The following is a 17203-nucleotide window of genomic DNA, read 5'->3' as shown; positions in this document are numbered from 1 at the left end:
GTCAGCCGCGCTGAGAGTCGAGCTGTTCGTGGTTCTTCTCGACGTCCTGCGCCTTGAGATAGCTCTCGATCAGCAGCTGATAGGCCGGGAAGATCTTGGTGTAGATGTTCGCCCATTCCTGGGCGTCGTCACGGTGCCATGTCTTCTGTAGCTCCGAGGCGACAGCGGCCGTATCCATCGGCACGACGCCGGCTTGCACGACGCGGGCCAGGGTGATCTCCTGCGCCATCTTGGAATAGGTGCCGGAGGCATCGACCACGGCGAACACCTTGTAGCCGTCATAGGCTGCGCTGATCGAAGGGAAGGCCATGCAGACGCTGGTGATCGTGCCGGCGATAATCAGGGTCTTTCGGCCGGTCGCCTTGACGGCGGCCACGAAGTCCGGGTTGTCCCAGGCGTTGATCTCGCCCTTGCGGGCCACATACGTGGCATGCGGGGCGTTCTCGTGGATTTCCGGGATCAGCGGGCCGTTCGGGCCCTGCGGCACGGATGCGGTGGTGATGACCGGCATTTTGGACAGCGTCGCCATCTTGGCGAGCGCTGCGGCATGGTTGCGCAGGACCGGCATCGGCATGTCGGCGACGGTCTGGAACAGGCCGCTCTGGTGGTCGATCAGCAGCATGACGGCGTCGTCGACATCGATGACGGGGCGCTGGCCGTTGAAGTTTGCGGGAGTGCTCATGTCATTTCTCCTTGGTTGCGGTTGCAGGTGGAGGGAGACCGGAGATATCTCCGGCCCGGTTTGCCTCGGGCGAGGGCACCGAGGGCAAGCTTGGGGTCAGGCGGCGATCGTGCCGAACCTGCCGGCGCGGAAATCTGCGAAAGCCTGCTGCAGTTCTTCCGGCGTGTTCATGACGAAGGGACCGCGCATGGCGACCGGCTCGCCGAGCGGCGCACCGCTCAGCACCAGAACCGTTGCATCGCTTTCGGCCTCGAGGCTGAAGGCGCCGCCCTTGCGGTCGAGCAACACGAACTGGCCGCCGCGGGCCACCGACGCGCCATTCACCAGAACGGAGCCGCGCAGCACGACGAGCCCGGCCGTGTGGCTCTCGGGCAGGTCGAGTGAAACGTCCTTGCCCTGGTTCAGCCTGAGGTCCCACAGGTCGATCGGCGAGAAGGTGCGGGCCGGTCCCTTGTGACCTTGATAGGCACCGGCGATCACCCGCAGGCGGCCGGCCTCGTCGGCAAGCATGACGGTTGGAATGTCGCGATCGAGCAGTGACTGGTAGCCGGGCGTGGCATCCTTGTCCTTCGCTGGCAGGTTGACCCAGAGCTGAACCATGTCGAGCGTGCCGCCCTGGCGGGTGAAGGCGGGTGAATGGAATTCCTCGTGCAGGATGCCGGCAGCGGCGGTCATCCACTGCACGTCGCCCGGTCCGATGACGCCGCCCGCACCGGTCGAGTCGCGGTGTTCGACCTCGCCCTCATAGACGATGGTCACGGTCTCGAAGCCGCGGTGCGGATGGGCCCCGACGCCACGCGGCTGGTCAGCGGGCGGGAAGGCGGTCGGGCCGGCGTGATCGAGATGCAGGAACGGGCTGACATGCTCGCCGAGCGTTGCATACGACAGCATCGAGCGGACCGGAAAACCATCACCGACCCAGTGCTGGGCCGGGCTGCTGTAGATGCCGAGGATCTTTCTCATGGGATATGGCTCCTTGGGATTTGCCGTTGGGCAATCTGTTGAGCTCAATATACGGCTGCACCAAATCTGGCAGTAGACGGCAATATCGTGCTAGTATGTCCTGAATTCAGGACAATGGAGCGGAGATGCAAGATCTCAACGACTTCCGTTTTTTCGTTGACGTGGTCGAGCAGAACGGCTTTTCCGCCGCTGCCCGCAAGCTTGGCATGCCGCGTTCACGGCTTAGCCGCCGCATCGGCCTTCTGGAGGAAAGCCTCGGCGTCCGCCTCGTGCAGCGCTCCACGCGGCAGTTCGTGGTGACCGAGATCGGCCAGGAGTTCTATCGTCATTGCTTGGCGATGGTCGTCGAGGCGGAGGCCGCCCAGGAGGTGATCGAGCGCATGCGTGCCGAACCGCGCGGCACGGTGAAGGTCAGCTGCCCGTCCTCGGTCATCTATTTCCAGGTGGGTGAGATGATCGCCCGCTTCATGGCCAGGCACCCTCAGGTCCATGTGCATCTTGAAAGTACCAACCGGCGTGTGGATGTCATCAAGGAGGGGTTCGACATCGCCATTCGCGTGCGTTTCCCGCCCCTCGGCGACAGCGATCTCGTGGTCCGCAAGCTCGCCGAGAGCACCCAGCGGCTTGTCGCAAGTCCCAGCCTCGTGGAGGGGTGTTTCTCCCGGCCGCTGGTTCCGGCGGATCTTACGACCATGCCGAGCCTATCCTGGGGACCTTCCACCGGCGGACACGAGTGGCGACTGGAAGGGCCACAAGGCGCAACAGCGACCGTGCCGCACGATCCGCGCCTGGTGACGGAAGACATGGTGGCGCTCCGCCAGTCCGCGCTGTCCGGCATCGGCGTGTGCCAGTTCCCGACCATGGTCGTGCAGGAGGACCTGGCGGCCGGCCGGCTCATCGACATCCTGCCGCAATGGGCGCCGCGCAGCGGCATCATCCACGCCGCCTTCCCCTCCCGCCGTGGATTGCTCCCCTCCGTGCGGGCCTTGATGGACTATCTCGCGGGCGAATATGCGGCCCTGGTCAAGGCCGAGCAGGAGAGCTAGGCCCGTTGAACGTCCTTCTGCCGGAAGATGCCGTCAGGAATCGTCCGGCAAGTGGTCGAAGGCTTCCTGTGCCCGGGTGATTTCTGCTTCTTTTTCAATCGCCAAGCGACTGAGCCCGTCGCGTTCCATGCCTTTCAGCGTCAGCGTGAGCATGCGTTGCGAGATGGTGCCGATGGCCGGATGTTTCCACTTGTCCGGTAGTCATACCTCGATTGTCTCAAGGGTCGCCGGTGAAAGGTAGCTGCCGCCGATGTCGGACAGGCCGATCCGGGCAGAAGCGACCCGCGCATTGGAGGTCAGACCAACAGCGAGAAGACCAAGCGTCGCCCTCGGGCCTGTGCCAATGATGAATGTGCGCGGTTTGAAATGGATGGCGGCCGCAGCGATCGTTGCCACCAGATGCATGCCCTATCCCGCCCGGATAGCAAGCTGACGATGACTGCAGCGGGCGGAACGCGCAATGCGAGCGCCTTCATGTTTGTTTTCCGATGGCATCTGGGTCTGGAACTGGTGTGCCGGGCGGACAGGATGGTCGGCGCAGAGGAACCAAAGCCGGGTTCCGCAGTCAACCTTTGTCGGCGAGCGTAAATGAATGGGCCCTGTTTCTGGCGTCGCAGCGGTGATGAAACTCTTGTAAATTAAAAAATACATGTGTATTGGTCTCGGCATGGGCTTTGGGAGCAAGCCTCGATACGAAGCCCATGTTCCATCATTCGGCGGGAGGAAGTTGCGCCCGCTCCAAGGGAGGTCACTATGAAAAAACTTGCCATGCTGCTGGCGTGCGCCGCCGCATTTGCCTTGCCCGTCGCGGCCTCGGCGCAGGATGCCGCCGGAACCGTCAAGAAGGACAGCTACCGCTTCGTCGTCGTGCCGAAGGTCGTGCATCCGTGGTTCGACAAGGTGAACGAGGGCGCGCAGGCCGCCGCGGCCGCGATCAAGGCGCAGACCGGTTCCAACGTCGAGGTCATCTACTCGGCGCCGCAGTCCGCTGACGTCGTGCAGCAGAACCAAATCATCGACAGCGCGCTTGCGACCCAGCCCGATGGCCTGGCGCTCGACCTGCTCGATCCGTCCGGCAACCGCGCCTCGCTCGAAGAAGCGCAGAACCAGAAGATCCCGCTGGTGATCTTCGATTCGATCCCGCCGGAAGGCATGGCCATCCCCTATATCGGCTCCGATTTCTGTGAGCAGGCCAAGATCGCGGCCCGCCGCCTGGTCGAGGTTCTCGGCGGCGAAGGCGAAGTCGCCATCATGCAGGGCGTGCCGACCGCGCCGAACCACTCGATCCGCGCCGAATGCCACCGCCAGGTCTTCGCCGAACATCCGGGCATCAAGGTCGTTGCCGAAGGCATCGACAATGACAGCATCGAGACGGCGCAGCAGCAGGCGGCCGCCATCATGCAGGCGAACCCGAACCTCAAGGGCTGGGTCGCATCCGACGCCGCCGGCCCGATCGGCATCGGCCAGGCGATCGTCGAAGCCGGCAAGCAGGGCCAGGTCACCCTCGTCGGCCTCGACAACCTGCCGGAAATGCTCGACATGATCCGCGACGGCGTGGCCGACAGCTCGTCCGCCTCGCAGCCGGAGCTCCAGGGCTACTGGTCGGTCATGCTGCTCTGGGCGCAGGCGACGGGCGCCAAGGTGCCGGGTTACCTCGACACCGGCAACGCCTTCCTTACCAAGGAAAATGTGGGCGGCTGATCCGGCGCGACCGGACTGACGCGAGGCGCGGGGCACTTCCCCCGCGCCTTTTCCATCTCATTCCTGTACGCAGGTGCCCCATGGCTTATCTCGAAACCCGCGGCCTTGGCCGGGACTTTCCCGGCGTGACCGCCCTCGACGGGGTCGATCTGACGATCGAACTCGGCCGCACGCATATTCTCGCCGGCGAGAACGGTGCGGGCAAATCCACCCTCGTGAAGATCCTCACCGGCACCGACCGGCCGTCCCGTGGCCAGGTGCTGATCGATGGCCGCGATCCGGCAGAGGATGCGAGCCTCTACAAGAACGTCGCCTATGTGCCGCAGGAGCTCAATCTCTTCCCGCAGATGAGCGTTGCGGAAAACCTCTTCATGCCGTTCGACAGGACGGGGCATGGCGGCCTTCTCGTCAATCGCAATGCGCTCGTCGAGGAAGCCAGGACCTATCTCGAACGCTTCGGCATCGAGGCCGATCCGCGCGACCTGGTCGCCAATATTTCCGTCTCCGACCAGCAGCTCTTGCAGATCGCCCGCGCCTGCACCAATGCCGCCATGAAGGTGCTTATCCTCGACGAACCGACGTCGTCGCTGACGCGCGTCGAGGTGGACCGCGTCTTCAAGGTCATCCGCGGCCTGCTCGACCGCGACCACGCCATCGTCTTCATCAGCCACAAGATGGACGAGGTCTTCGCCATCGGCGACGACTACACGGTGCTGCGCAACGGCGAGAAGATCGAAAGCGGCCGGATTGCCGACATTGCCGAGGCGGACCTGATCCGCGCCATGTCCGGCCGGGACCTTTCCTTCGACGAACATTTCCGCCCGAAAGGGCCGGTCACCGACACGATCATGCAGGTGCGCGGCCTTTCCGGCGCACGCTTCCACGATGTCGATTTCGAATTGCGGCGCGGCGAGATCCTCGGCTTTGCCGGGCTTGTCGGCGCCGGCCGCTCGGAAGTCATGCAGACGATCTTCGGCTTTCTGAAGGCCAAGGCCGGCAGCGTGACGGTCGACGGCAAGCCGTGGACGCTCAACGACACCTCCGCCTCGGTCGACGGCGGCATGCTCTACCTCTCGGAAGAGCGCAAGCACCACGGCATCTTCCCGCTGCTGTCGCTGCGCGAAAACATCGGCATCTCCATCCTCTCGCTGACGAAAGGTGCCTTCGGTATCAGCGGCGGGCGCGAGCGCGAGGCGGTGCAGAAGATCATCGACGACTACGGCATCCGCACATCCGGCATGGGCAAGCGCATCTCGCAGCTTTCCGGCGGCAACCAGCAGAAGGCCATCATCGGCCGGGCGATGGCGACGCGGCCGCGCGTGCTGATCTTCGACGAACCCACCAAGGGCATCGACATCCGCACCAAGACCGAGATCTACAAAATCATGAAGGGTCTGGCGGAGGAGGGCGTCGGCGTCATCCTCGTCTCATCCGAACTCGACGAACTCAAGAAATGCGCAAGCCGCATCGTGACCATGCATCACGGCCGCATCACCGGCGCGTTCGACACCACCAACACCAGCAACGAAACCCTCGTAGGCGCCATCTTCGGCACGGAGGCGAAAGTCCATGCAAACTAGTTCCACGCAAACCAGGCCCATTCAGGCCAGGCCTTGGGCGATCCTGTCGCGCAGCCCGCTTGCCGGCGTCTTCGTCGCGCTCGCCGTGATCTTCACGCTTTCCGCGCTGATCTCGCCCTATTTCCTCACGCCCTACAACCTTTCGGTCATCGCGCGCGGGCTCGCCTTCGTCGGCCTGATCACCATTGCGCAATCCATGCTGATGGTGCTGGGGGAGCTCGACCTGTCGCTCGGCGTGGTCGGCGGGCTTTGCGGCGTCATCTCCGGCATCCTCATGGTGCGGCTCGGCTTCGAGCCCTATTCGGCCATGCTGCTGGCGATCCTTCTCGGGGCCTGCCTCGGCCTCATCAACGGCTTGCTGGTGACGGTGCTGCGGCTGCATTCGCTGGTGCTCACCATCGGCACGGCCGGCATTTTCGGCGGCGCCAATCTGGTTTTGACGCGCGGCGTCGCGATCACCGGCATTCCGAAGGACGTGCACTATCTCGGCCGCGGCGACCTTCTCGGCGTTCCCGTGCCCTTCATCATCATGCTCGTGGCTTTGGCTGTCGCCACCTTCGTCATGTTGAAGACGCCCTTCGGCCGCTACATGTATGCGATCGGCAACAACCAGGCCGGTGCCCGCATGCTCGGCATCAAGGTCGACAAGGTGCGCCTTCTCGTCTTCACCGCCGCCGGCGCCATTGCAGCCCTTGCCGGCGTGCTGATGGTCGCCCGCCTCGGCACTGCCCAGCCGTCGATCGGCGAGACCTGGGTCCTGGCGCCGATCGCCGCCTCCGTCATCGGCGGCGTCGCCACCACCGGCGGCATCGGCAGCCCGATCGGGGCGATCTTCGGTGCGGGCATCATCGCCATCATCGAGAACATCATCGTGCTCTTCGGCGTCTCGCCCTATTGGCAGGGCATCGTCTCGGGTGCGATCGTCGTGCTCGCCATTTCCTTCGACGCCGTTTCCCGCCGCTATCTCCGCCGTGACGCTTGAAGCCGACGGCCGCATCGATCTGACGAAAGAAAGCAGAATGAACCAGGAAGTCAAAACGAAGAAGCTGATCAACGCGCCGGAAAACATCATCGCGGAGATGATTGAAGGCATGGTCGGCGCGCATCCGGACATGTTGCGCGTCGAGGGTGCGACGGGGCGGGCGGTCGTCGCCGTCGATGGCCCGCGCGATGGCAAGGTGGGCATCGTCGTGGGCGGCGGCTCGGGCCATGAGCCGGCCTTTGCCGGCTATGTCGGGCGCGGCCTTGCCGATGCGGCCGCCGTCGGCAACATCTTCGCGTCTCCCTCGCCATCGCACATCGTCGAGGCGGCGCGTGCCGTGGATGGCGGCGTCGGCGTCGTCATGCTCTACGGCAACTATACGGGCGACGTGCTGAACTTCACCATGGCGGCGGAGGAGCTGGAACAGGCCGGCATCGCCGTGCGCCATGTCGCGGTCGCCGACGATGTCGCCTCCGCCCCGATCGAGCGCAAATCCGAGCGCCGCGGCATTGCCGGCGACTTCTTCGTCTTCAAGGTGGCCGGTGCCGCCGCCGATCTCGGCGAGCCGCTGGCGCGCGTCGAGGCGCTGGCGCAGGCCGCCAATGACGCGACCCGCTCGATGGGCGTGGCGCTCAGCCCCTGCTCGCTGCCGCAGACCGGCAAGCCGAACTTCACCATCGGCGACGACGAGATGGAAATCGGCATGGGCCTGCATGGCGAGCCCGGCATCCGCCGCCAGAAGCTCGCGCCGGTGGATGAGGTGAGCGACGAACTCGTCGAGGCGGTGCTGAAGGAGCTGGAACTCAAAGCGGGCGAGCGCGTCGCTGTTCTCGTCAACGGCCTGGGCGCCACGTCGCAGATCGAGCTCTACCTCATCTTCCGCCGCGTCAAGCAGCGGCTCGATGCTCTTGGCATCGAGATCCACGCCTCGTGGGTCGGTGAATATGCCACCTCGCTGGAAATGGCCGGCGCCTCGGTGACGCTGATGAAGCTCGACGATACCTTGCAGGCGCTGCTCGACCATCCCTGCCGCACGCCGGCCCTCGTTGTCGGCGCCTTCGAGAAGACCGACGACATCGCGATCCGCAGCCGCAAGGCGGTGAAGCTTGCCGAAAGCGGCGCCGCCGTGCAGGAAAAGCCCCGCGAACTGCTGACCGAGGGCGACGTGACGCCGGCGATCTTCAAGACGATGATGCATGCCGTCGGCGACGAGATCATCGCGGAGAAGAACTGGCTTTCCGAACTCGACGGCGTGATCGGCGACGGCGACCATGGCGTGACGATGGAAATCGGCTGGAAGGCGGTGCAGCGCGCGCTGGAGGATACGCAGGACGACGAGACGATCGAAGGCATCTGCAAGCGCATGGCCAAGGCCTTCCTCGATGCCGTCGGCGCCTCCTCCGGCCCGCTCTACGCCACCGCGTTCCTGCGTGCCGGCACGGCGGTCAGCCACCGTCTCAACCTCGACGGCGCGGGCATGGCGGAGTGGCTGAGCGCCGCCTGCCAGGGTATTCGCGACCGCGGCCGCGCCGAACAGGGCGACAAGACGATGATCGACGCCTGGGTGCCGGCGGTCGAGGCGGGCTTTCGTGTTGCCAAGGACGGCGGCTCCACGCTGAACGTGCTGGTTGCCGCGCGTGACGGCGGCGAGGCCGGCATGAAGGCGACGGCGGCGCTCGAATCCCGGCGCGGCCGCTCGGCGAAACTCGGCGAACGCTCCGTCGGCCATATCGACCCCGGTGCCGCCTCGACCTACGTGACGCTGCGCGCCATGGCGGCCGCGCTCCAGAAGGCGCTCGCCTGATCCAGGACAATCAGCGCGGGCCTTGCAGCAAGGCCCGCGCAACACCCTCATTGGTGACGAGCCGGTTGACGTAACCGGCGCGCAGGATCGCCCGGATGATCGGGATCTTGCGGATACCACCGGACACCAGCACGGAAATGGGCTTGAGCTTCAGCTTGTCCGGCGGCAGCGCGATGATCGAGTCGTTGAGGAAATGATCGATCGCTTGGCCGCGCGCATCGAGGAACCAGCCCATGAACTCGCCGACGGCGCCGCGCTTCAGCACCGTATCGAGATTGTCCTTCACGACACGGATCTGGGTGAGTGACGTATCCTGCGCCAAGGCCCCGCAGGAGACGATGCCGATATCGGCGATCTCGGTGCGCGCCAGCACGTCCGTCAATTCGTCGTTGAGCAGCAGCGCATTGCGGCTTTCGGGATTGGCGCAGTAGATCGGCGCCGTCAGGTAGTGACATTCGACGCCGAGCGCGCGGGCAAAGGCCGTCGCGACCTCGAACGTGTTGGTGGCCGAGCCGCTGGTGACGCCGCCGGTGAGCCCGACGACCCAGCTTTCGGATTTCGGCCGGGCGCGCAGGCTGCGCACGGCAAAGCTCAGCGTGCGCCCGGAGCCGATGCCGACCCCCATGCCGCGCCCCTCGATCAGTTCGCTCGCCAGCGAACCGGCCGCCTCGCCGATGACCCGCTTCTGCTCCAGATAATCGTCGAGATCCGGCACCACCAGCGCATCGACCAGGCCGTAGCGGGCGGAGACCTTTTCGGCGAGTTCGATACAGTCGGTCAAAGACAGGCTGACATTGACCTGCACGCTGCCGGATTCACGCACCTGGCCGATGATCTTGTTGACCTTCAGCCGCGTGATGTTCATGCGCTGGGCGATTTCCTGCTGGGTTTGCCCGCCGATGAAATAGAGCCAGGCGACGCGCGCGCGCTCCAGTTCCTCATCGAAATGTCCCCAGTCTTCGTTCATGCGGCACGGTTTCCTTGATGTGTCTGATTTATGCGTCAACGCTGGCTGCCGTCCAACGTCGAGAGCCCTGAATACCGTGCGCATTCACTGTTGGCTTCAGCCATCTTCGATATTCCAATGCGTCGTTGTGGCGTTGATAAAGCCCCTCAACATTTTCCATGGGCGCGATTGGTTGCAAACTGAATAGCCCGGGGCTCCATAGATATCGCCACGTCACTCTTTTGGGGCTTTGCGGACTCGACAGATGATAGCATTCCGTTTCTGACGTGTTTGCGTTTTAGGTTGTAGTACATCTCGATGTAATCGAACATGTCCTGCCTGCCCTCGTTCCTTGAGCGCTTGACCCTTCAGCCTCTCCGCTCCCGCTTCATCGGATTGAAGAAGCTCTCAGTCACCATCTGCCACGACGAATGGGCGCACGTTCCAACCTTTCAATGGCTTAGCTATGGCATGCAGCTCGGTAGTGGCCTTCGTTGCCAGGGTCTCGGAGATGCCACGAACTCAAGCACGGTTAGATCATGCCCGCGATCTTCAATCCCGCTCAAAATGGCGGCTGACAACATGTGAGTCGCCTTTGGGCGACCTTCCATGTGCAGCGCGCAGCGGCACTTCTTGTCGAACTGCCGCCGGAAGCCGTGGGCGTGCGCGAAGCATGGTTGAGGGGTTAAGAGCTTGAGTGCGTCTGCGAAGCTTGGAGCCGTTCGCTGCTCTCGGCTGTGGCTGGCTCGATCATCGGAGCCGCGGAGGCAACGTGGTCTTCCGCAATGCTCAAATCCAGTTTTCCCCAGATCGACGGTTTTTGGTTGCTGGGCTTCAGCTTCCGGGATTGCTTGATTTCAACGGTGAACGGTTTTGTCTGCTGACGCATTCTTCCTCCTGATGGCGAATCGCTGTGCAACTCTAGCGCGGCGATCTTGTCTCGCAAGCGGACCTTGCAAAGGTCGGCGATCTGTCTTCGGGCTTCATGATAGCGGTGGAGACTGATCCCGCTTCGCGGTCGCTTCCTTGATGGTTCGGTTCATCCGTTCGACCTGGTCGTTGGTCCATGGATGATTGGGCTTTGTCAGCTGCGGTCGTATGGATGCCCACGCCATCTGGCAGTCGGACTGGAGCACTTCTTCGGCAGATCGGCGAACCGATGCCATTGTCGGTAGGTATGTATGGATGCAGTAGGGCACGACGGCGACGATTTCATCGAGGAATAGCCGGGCTGCGGCGCCGGTGGCGCGTGGCACCAATCTCGCGAAGACGAATTTGCAGGTCCGATCGGTACCCGCAAAGATACAAAGCTTGTCCTCGGTGCTCGTGGCAAGCCCGGGTGTCCGCCCACCATGCGGGCGGCAGCGTTGCGGGTGCCTTGATATCACGCAAGCGATCGCGCTGACCGGGGCCAACCGCCTTTCTCAAAGCGCACGAAGAGGAGTGCCATCAGGCATGCAAGCTGTCGGCTGCGCGTTCACCGCTCCGCGAGCTGAAGGACGACTTCGACCTCTTCGTCGAACATCCCGCCAGTGGGAGAAAAGCCGAGCTTCTCATAAAATGCCTGCGGGCTGCCAGGCCCAAGGCTGTAGCTCGTGTAGAGCTCCCGAACACCCTGTGACCGAAGGCGCGTGGCGATCTTGGAGATTGCCTGCTTCCCAAAGCCCTGGCCTTGAAAAGGCCTGGCGATCATGAAACGCCATAGATACGGGCCAGGGCAGTCGATCCCGTCATCCCAATCCGATCCATCATGCACCATGACGAAACCGATCAGGACGTCATCCGCATAAACGCCGCGGAACCAGGCCGATTGCGAACAGAATCCCTCGGCAATCGAGGTCCCGTTATCCGCGACAAAATCCCTCTGTTCTTCCGAAAGGGTTTCGCTCAGCTCACAAATTTCAGAGACATTCGCAGACGTTACCCGGCGAAACGTCACCTCTGCGTTGTTCGGAGGGAGTGTCATGTTTTTTCTTTCTCAATTTATTTTATTAATATCTAAAAAATAACTACACCTGAGTGTCGGCTCAGAAAGAATAGCTCGATGCTTCCATTATCCAGATTCAGGCATGTAACGTTGCGATAAAACATTGCGCCTATGCCCGCAACAAACTGCTGAGGGTTTTCTGCGTTATTGCCATCGCCACGCCCAATCGCACGACGGCTTTTGATGTCACCACGCCCTCCGCTGGCATATTTATGGACGGATTCCCACCAATAGCTCGGCGGCGGCCGAAATCGCGTCCTGTTGCCAGGGGCGCAGGTCCTGGCCCCGGTAGTTCAGGAAGACCGGCAGGAACGGGTCATCGATGTGGGTCCTGATGCCCGAGAGCTGCTCCATCACGGCGAGGCCGCAATAGGGCACGTAGGCGGCGGAGTAGCCGCCCTCGTGCGACATGACAAGGCGCCCGCCACACAAATCTCCGGCGGCCTCCATGAGCATCCGCGTCATCGCGCGATAGGTGTCGCTATGCAGCATCATGCGGCCAAGCGGGTCGGCGCCCGACGCGTCGAATCCCGACGGCACGACGATGAGGTCGGGCCTGTAGGCCGTCAATGCTGGAAGCACCACCTGTTCAAAGGCGGCGATGTAGGCACCGTGGCCGCAGCCGGCCGGGAGCGGAACGTTGAGATTGTAGCCGTAGCCCGCGCCCGCGCCGCGTTCTTCCCGGTCACCGCTGTCATGGGGATAGAGCCGCTCTTGGTGGAGCGAGATGGTCAGCACGTTGGGATCGGTCCAGAACGCCGCCTGCGTGCCGTTGCCGTGGTGAACGTCCCAGTCCACCGTCGCCACGCGCTCGAACCGGTGCTTCTTGCGGCTCTTCAGGATGGCAACCGGAACGTTGCCGAACAGGCAGAAGCCCATGCCGTTGTCGCTTTCGGCATGGTGCCCCGGCGGGCGGACCAGCGCATAGCCATTTTGGAGTTCGCCGGAGAGGACTTTGTCCATCAGCGCAAACGTGCCGCCGGCCGCAAGGCAGGCAATCTCGTAGCTGCCGCGACCGAAGGGCGTGAGATAACTCGCGTCGCCGCCGCGGTCGTCGCTGAGCGCCTTGATGCGGCGAATGTAGTCGCGCGTGTGGAAGAGGGCGAGGTCGTCCTCGTCGACCGGTACCGATTTGACGCTGGCGAGCTGGTCGGTAAGCCCGGAAACCTCCATGAGATTCCGGAAGCGCCGCTTCGTTTCGGCATTCTCCGCATGTTCCCCGGGTTCGACGGTCAGGCTCGCGGGAAAGAATTGTGCGGCCGCGCCCGTATCGTGCCAGAGATATAGTTCGTGGAAATTCCAGCCGGTCTTCATTGTCTGCTCCCCGTTCATGCGCCGACCGTCACCCACACGCCCTTGCTCTGCGTGTAGGAGAGGATCGCATCCATGCATTTGTCGCGTCCGTTGCCGCTTTCCTTCCAGCCGCCGAAGGGCAACTGCATGTCGCCGTTCATGTAGCTGTTGACGTAGACCATGCCGGCCTCGACATCGCGTGCAAAGCGGTGCGCCTTGCCGAGATCGCTCGTCCAGATGCCGGCTGCCAAGCCGAAGGGGCTGTCGTTGGCGATGGTGACCGCCTCGTCGTAGCCCGATACGGGAATGATGCTGGCGACCGGGCCGAAGATCTCCTCGCGGGCGATCGTCATGGTGTTGTCGACGCCGGTGAAGATGGTCGGAGCGACATAGGCGCCGTGCTCCAGCCCGTCGGGCGCGCCGCCGCCGAGAATGCACTGCGCCCCGCCGCGGCGGCCGATGTCGATATAGTTCAGCACGCGCTGCTGCTGCTCGCGGGTGACGAGAGGCCCCATGGTCGTTGCCTCGTCCAGCGGATCGCCGGGCATGTAGCCGGTTCTTGCCTGCACGGTGAGCGCATCGACGAAGTCCGGGACGGCCGATTTCTCCACGATGATGCGTGAGCCCGCACAGCACACTTCGCCCTGGTTCCCGAAGATGCCCATGGCAGCCCACCAGGCAGCCGTTTCAAGGTTTTCGGCGTCCGCAAGAACGACGTGCGGAGATTTGCCGCCGCATTCCGTGGCGACTTTCTTCATGTTGGATTGGCCGGCATAGACCAGCATCAACTTGCCGACCTCGGCTGAACCGGTGAAGGCGATCTTATCGACGCCGTCGTGCAAGGCCAGCGCTTTGCCGGCCTCTGCCCCGAAACCGTTGACCACATTGAGCACGCCGGCCGGTCCGCCGGCTTCCACAAAGAGCCTCGCGAGCAGCAGCGCAGAGAGGGGGGACTGTTCGGCCGGCTTCAGCACCACCGAATTGCCGGCAGAAAGTGCGGGTGCTATCTTCCACGCCGTCATCAGCAATGGATAATTCCATGGCACGATGCAACCGACCACACCGAGCGGCTGGCGGATGACGTAGGACAGCACGTCGCTGGACGTCGAACCGACGCTGCCTTCGATCTTGTCGATACACTCGGCGGTAAACCGCAGGCAGGTAAGCGCCAGCGGGATGTCGACCGTCAGCATTTCCCGGATCGGCTTGCCCATGTCGAGCGTATCGAGCAGCGCGAATTCCTCGGCATGCTTTTCGATAAGCTCGGCAAACCGCAACATGACGGCCATGCGGGCACGCGGCGCCATGCGCGACCAAGCGCCCGACCGGAACGCCCTGCGCGCGGAGGAGACGGCGAGGTCGATATCGGCTGCCGCGCCGCGCGATACCTCCGCGATGACGCTGTCATTGGCCGGATTGACCGTCTCGAATTTCGAGCCGGACACGGCTTCGCGGAAGTCGCCGTCGATGAAGAGCCTGCCTTCGAAGGAAAGCTTTGCGGCCCTGTCGTGCCAACGACCCGTGGATGGGGCGATGTTCATGGATGCGTCTCCTTAGCCGGCGAGGATCATCTGGGCGGCACGCTCGGCGATCATGATCGTCGGCGCATTGAGATTGCCCGAAACCATCTTCGGGATGACCGATGCGTCGGCAACGCGCAGGCCTTCGAGGCCGCGAACCTTGAGCGTCGCGGGATCGGTAACGGCCATCGCATCGACGCCCATGCGGCAGGAAGAGGAGGGGTGGTAGAGCGTCGTCATGTGGCCGCGGACATAGTTGGCGATTTCGGCGTCCGTCCTGCACTCCGCACTCGGACTGATCTCGTAGTCGACAAGCGCGCGGATCGGCGACTGCTCCATGATATGGCGATTGATCTTGATGCCCTCCACCAGGGTGGCAAGGTCGAGGCCTTCCGGGTCGCTCACAAAGTATCTGGGGTCGATCGCGGGATGCTCTATCGGATTGGATGAGCGCAGCCTGATTTCGCCGCGGCTGTTCGGGCGCTGAAGCGTGGAGTGTGTGGTGATGCCCGACTGTCCGCCGAGGAAGCGGGCGTAGTCGCGATGTGGGCTCATCGCACCGTAGAGCTGGAGGTCGGGTTCGACGCCGGGCCTGCTGCACACATGGCCGCCGGAGGCGACCCAGGGCGAGGTGCGGATGCCGGTGCGCCGGTCGCGCCATTCCTCGAAACTGTCGGCGATCACCTCGTCGGTCCAGGCGCCGATGCCGAGGGCTTCCTTGGTGTAGAAGGTGATCGGGATGTTGAGGTGGTCCTGCAGGTCCTTGCCGACGCCGGGAAGGTTGTGGATGGGATCGACACCCACCGCCTTCAGGTCGTCCGCCGGGCCGACCCCCGACAGCATGAGGAGCTGGCAAGAGCCGACTGCCCCCGAAGACAGAACGACTTCGCTGCCGGCATGGGCCGTGTGCGGAACGCCGTCGATCAGGTAGTTGACACCCGTGGCGCGGCCATTCTCGATGATGATTTTTGTCACGAGAACGCCGGTCTTCACCGTCAGGTTGGGCCGCTCGAGCGCGGGCCGCAGGTAGGCCTTCCCGGTTCCCCAGCGCTCGCCGTTCTTGATGGTGAACTGGAAGAGACCAACCCCTTCCTGGGTTTCACCGTTGTAGTCGGGATTGTAGGGATAGCCCGCTGCTTCCGCGGCCTCGATCCAGATCCGTTCGTATTTGTCGACATAGGGCACATTGCCGATGTGCAGGAGGCCGTCGTTGCCGTGATAGGGGCTCTCCTTGATGTCGGCGTTGGCCTCGGAATGGAGGAACACCGGAAGCACGTTGTTCCAGCCCCAGCCGGCGCAGCCCATCGCTTCCCAGGCATCATAGTCCGAAGGCAGTCCCCGGATATAGATCATCGCATTGAGCGCACCGGAGCCGCCCACCATCTTGCCGCGCGGCCAGAAGATGCGGCGCCCGCGGCAGCCGGCCTGCGGCTCGGTGTAGTAACCCCAATCGGCGCCCGTGTTGAACATGGTCACCCAGTCGGACGGGATATCGGAGGCGAGGGGGGCGGCGCGTCCGGCCTCGAGGACGAGGACCTTGCGGTCCGGATCGGCGCTCAGCCGGTTTGCAAGCACGCAGCCGGCCGAACCTGCGCCGATGATGATCGTGTCGTACATGGGACCCCCTCACTTCCCGGCGGTTGCCGGCTTTTCCTGGAAATTGACGCTGGAGACGGCCGCGGCGTTGCGGTGGCGCAGCCAGAAGACGAGATCGCCGAGCCGACCGACGAGGCCTTTCGGCATGAGCAGGATCGACAGAGCGATGATGAGGCCGAGGCCGAGCGTGCGGAACTCACCCGCCTCGCGCATCAGCTCGTCGGCCGCCACGAGCACGATCGTGCCGACGAGCGGCCCCCAGAAGGTGCCGACACCGCCGACGACGGTGATCGCGATGATGAACATCAGCTGCGACATGGAGAGGATGCCGGGACCGATCGCCTGGAAATGCGCGGCGTAGAAGCCGCCGGCAAGGCCCGTGAAGAAGGCCGAGATACCGAACACGAGAAGCTGCGCCTGGAACCGGTTGACACCGCGCGCCACCGCATAGCCGGGATTGTCCTTCAGCGCGCGAAACGCAAGCCCTATCGGGCTTTTGACGATGATGTATGTGACGATCATCGTGATCGCAAAGAGGGTTGCGACGATCGCATAGTTGCCGACGAGCCATTGGCCCTTGAGAAGCGCCCGCGTGCCGAGATCGCCGAAGCGGGCAAAGCCGACAGCGCCACCGGTGAACTGCCGGCAGATGGAGCCCACCATCGTGAAGCATTCGGTGTCCGTGACAATCAGCAGATACATGGTCTGGGCGATGGCGAGCGTGAGCAGCGCGACATAGACGCCGGTCAGGCGAAGGCACGCGAGACCGACGATCAGCGAGAAGACAACGGCAGAAAGCGCGCCCGGCAGCAAGGCCGTCCAGACGTTCCATCCGAAATAGAAGCAGATCATCGCGGTCGCGTAGCCACCGAAGGCGAACATGGCCATCTGTGCCAGCGAGAAGACGCCGGCAAAGCCGAAAAGCAGGTTCCACTGCGAGGCAATGGTGGCGTAGAACAGGGCCAGCACGATCTGGCCGAGCACGTAGCGGCTGTCGATCATGAAAGGAAGCGCAATCGCGGCCGCGATGAGCAGCAGGCTGACGAGAAGGTCGAGACGCGCGCTGCCGGCCATGCCCTTGAAGCTTGAAGTCTGGGTCACGG

Annotated in this window: 15 protein-coding genes and 1 pseudogene; 5 read left to right on the top strand and 11 right to left on the bottom strand. The window is 63.6% G+C overall.

What is annotated here, in order from left to right:
• Position 1: 1 nt before the first annotated feature.
• Both AKG11_RS25155 and AKG11_RS25150 read right to left on the bottom strand, forming a co-directional pair.
• Positions 2 to 682 (bottom strand): hydrolase, encoded by a 681-nt coding sequence (locus AKG11_RS25155; protein ID WP_023516653.1) that lies wholly within the window; start codon positions 680 to 682, stop codon positions 2 to 4.
• Positions 683 to 778: 96 nt separating this feature from the next.
• A complete protein-coding gene (locus tag AKG11_RS25150; RefSeq protein ID WP_050745900.1) occupies positions 779 to 1645 on the bottom strand; it encodes a pirin family protein in 867 nt (288 codons plus the stop codon).
• 125 nt (positions 1646 to 1770) lie between these two features.
• On the opposite strand from AKG11_RS25150, the gene AKG11_RS25145 reads away from it, so the two are divergent.
• Entirely contained in the window at positions 1771 to 2691 is a 921-nt protein-coding gene (locus AKG11_RS25145; protein ID WP_050745899.1) for a LysR family transcriptional regulator, read from the top strand.
• A gap of 201 nt (positions 2692 to 2892) precedes the next feature.
• On the opposite strand, the gene AKG11_RS25140 is transcribed toward AKG11_RS25145, so the two are convergent.
• Entirely contained in the window at positions 2893 to 3096 is a 204-nt protein-coding gene (locus tag AKG11_RS25140) for a hypothetical protein (RefSeq protein ID WP_050745898.1), read from the bottom strand.
• Positions 3097 to 3444: 348 nt separating this feature from the next.
• On the opposite strand from AKG11_RS25140, the gene AKG11_RS25135 reads away from it, so the two are divergent.
• The 4 genes from AKG11_RS25135 to dhaL all read left to right on the top strand — a co-directional run bounded on the left by AKG11_RS25135 (position 3445) and on the right by dhaL (position 8758).
• The gene (locus AKG11_RS25135; RefSeq protein WP_050745897.1) at positions 3445 to 4392 is read left to right on the top strand and encodes a substrate-binding domain-containing protein; all 948 of its coding nucleotides are present in this window, start codon (positions 3445 to 3447) and stop codon (positions 4390 to 4392) included.
• A gap of 80 nt (positions 4393 to 4472) precedes the next feature.
• Positions 4473 to 5972: a sugar ABC transporter ATP-binding protein gene (locus tag AKG11_RS25130; protein WP_050745896.1), complete on the top strand. Its 1500-nt coding sequence runs from the start codon at positions 4473 to 4475 to the stop codon at positions 5970 to 5972.
• Entirely contained in the window at positions 5962 to 6954 is a 993-nt protein-coding gene (locus AKG11_RS25125; RefSeq protein WP_050745895.1) for an ABC transporter permease, read from the top strand. The genes AKG11_RS25130 and AKG11_RS25125 overlap by 11 nt, the downstream gene beginning before the upstream one ends.
• Before the next feature lie 37 nt (positions 6955 to 6991).
• A complete protein-coding gene (gene dhaL / locus AKG11_RS25120) occupies positions 6992 to 8758 on the top strand; it encodes a dihydroxyacetone kinase subunit DhaL (RefSeq protein WP_050745954.1) in 1767 nt (588 codons plus the stop codon).
• 10 nt (positions 8759 to 8768) lie between these two features.
• Here the strand turns inward: dhaL and AKG11_RS25115 are convergent, their stop codons facing one another.
• The 8 genes and pseudogenes from AKG11_RS25115 to AKG11_RS25085 all read right to left on the bottom strand — a co-directional run bounded on the left by AKG11_RS25115 (position 8769) and on the right by AKG11_RS25085 (position 17201).
• Positions 8769 to 9725, bottom strand: coding sequence for a sugar-binding transcriptional regulator (locus AKG11_RS25115; RefSeq protein WP_050745894.1), 957 nt, complete (start codon positions 9723 to 9725; stop codon positions 8769 to 8771).
• 146 nt (positions 9726 to 9871) lie between these two features.
• Positions 9872 to 10120: pseudogene (locus AKG11_RS35465) on the bottom strand (IS3 family transposase); the annotation flags it as partial.
• A gap of 269 nt (positions 10121 to 10389) precedes the next feature.
• A complete protein-coding gene (locus tag AKG11_RS25110) occupies positions 10390 to 10593 on the bottom strand; it encodes a hypothetical protein (RefSeq protein WP_024270761.1) in 204 nt (67 codons plus the stop codon).
• A gap of 588 nt (positions 10594 to 11181) precedes the next feature.
• Positions 11182 to 11670 (bottom strand): GNAT family N-acetyltransferase, encoded by a 489-nt coding sequence (locus AKG11_RS25105; protein ID WP_050745893.1) that lies wholly within the window; start codon positions 11668 to 11670, stop codon positions 11182 to 11184.
• Positions 11671 to 11901: 231 nt separating this feature from the next.
• Positions 11902 to 13005, bottom strand: coding sequence for a class II histone deacetylase (locus tag AKG11_RS25100; protein WP_050745892.1), 1104 nt, complete (start codon positions 13003 to 13005; stop codon positions 11902 to 11904).
• 14 nt (positions 13006 to 13019) lie between these two features.
• Positions 13020 to 14525, bottom strand: coding sequence for an aldehyde dehydrogenase (locus tag AKG11_RS25095; RefSeq protein ID WP_050745891.1), 1506 nt, complete (start codon positions 14523 to 14525; stop codon positions 13020 to 13022).
• A gap of 12 nt (positions 14526 to 14537) precedes the next feature.
• Complete coding sequence (locus AKG11_RS25090) at positions 14538 to 16121, bottom strand: GMC family oxidoreductase (protein ID WP_050745890.1); 1584 nt, start codon at positions 16119 to 16121, stop codon at positions 14538 to 14540.
• Positions 16122 to 16130: 9 nt separating this feature from the next.
• The gene (locus AKG11_RS25085; protein WP_050745889.1) at positions 16131 to 17201 is read right to left on the bottom strand and encodes a branched-chain amino acid ABC transporter permease; all 1071 of its coding nucleotides are present in this window, start codon (positions 17199 to 17201) and stop codon (positions 16131 to 16133) included.
• Positions 17202 to 17203 lie beyond the last annotated feature (2 nt).

It is taken from the genome of Shinella sp. SUS2 (assembly GCF_001262505.1).
Classification (GTDB): Bacteria; Pseudomonadota; Alphaproteobacteria; order Rhizobiales; family Rhizobiaceae; genus Shinella.
The sequence above is the reverse complement of the archived record's forward strand: the minus strand, read 5'-3'. Positions and strand labels throughout refer to the sequence as shown.